Source organism: Methylibium sp. T29 (assembly GCF_000576205.1).
In the GTDB taxonomy this organism is placed as follows: Bacteria; Pseudomonadota; Gammaproteobacteria; order Burkholderiales; family Burkholderiaceae_C; genus Methylibium; species Methylibium petroleiphilum.
This window is the reverse complement of record NZ_AZND01000535.1, coordinates 1-1043: the sequence shown is the minus strand read 5'-3', so window position 1 is coordinate 1043 and position 1043 is coordinate 1. Positions and strand designations below refer to the sequence as shown.

Here is a 1043-nt window from a genome sequence, read left to right as displayed (position 1 = left end):
CTCCTGATTAGCGACCAACCTCAGCCACACGAATGACGTGCGCCGGGGCCGGGATTGAAAGGCAAGCGGCGCGAAGCAGGCGAACCAGGATGGAGCCAGATTGAATCGACGGTTGAATCGGTATTGGGCCTCGGCGAGATAGCGATGGGCGTACTTGGCGAAGTCGAAGGCGTGGTAAGTACCGCTGAGCGAGCGCTTGAGGTTGCCCAGGAAGGTGTTGATCGCCTTGAACTGCGGCAACTCGGTGCTGGCCTTGCCGCCGCCGGTGACCACGCGCTCGTGCTCGGCCCCGACGATCTGCACGGCGCCGAAGCACCACAGGCCGTCGGAGACGACGGTGGCCGAGGGCGCGATCGAGCGTGCGGCGAACACCGCCACCTCCTCGTGCGTGAACGGTTGCTGGCGCAAGCACACGAACTGCGGCTGGCCGTCGGGCGTGGTCTGCACCGCGGCGACGAACGGCACCTTGTTCTGCGAGCCTCGCCCGGCCTTGCCGCCCGAGCGCTCGCCGCCCAGGTAGGCGTCGTCAATCTCCACTCGGCCCTCGAGCTGGCGGGCGTCCTCGCGCACGCGCATGACCTCCATGAGCTTGTGCTTGACCAGCCAGGCGGTCTTGTAGCAAACGCCCAGGTGGCGCATCAGCTCGAGCGCGGCGACGTTGTTCTTGGACTGGGTCAGCAGGTGCATGGCCAGGAACCAGCGCGACAGCCCCAGCTTGGTGGCCTCGAAGATCGTCCCGCTGATGACGCTGCACTGGTGGCGGCACGCGGCGCACTGAAAGTACAGCCGGCCCTCGCGCCGAAACGAGCTGTTCTGGCCGCAACCGCATGCCGGACAGGCAAAGCCCGCCGGCCACCGCGAGGCGATCGGCGCCGCCTCGCACTTCTCCTCGCTGCCGTAGCGGTTCATGAATTCGGCCATCGAAAGTCCAGCTTGAAACTGCACTCGGTTCATCGTCATGGTTCACCTCCTGTGGCGGTGAACCCATCTTCAACCCTCGGTAGCTCACCACGTGAGCCGGCTGAGGTTCGTCGCTAATCAAG

General features: G+C 65.6%; 1 pseudogene. It reads right to left on the bottom strand.

The features are described 5' to 3' along the window. Positions 1 to 7: 7 nt before the first annotated feature. Positions 8 to 960 (bottom strand): annotated as a pseudogene (locus tag x551_RS22630) (IS1595 family transposase). Positions 961 to 1043 lie beyond the last annotated feature (83 nt).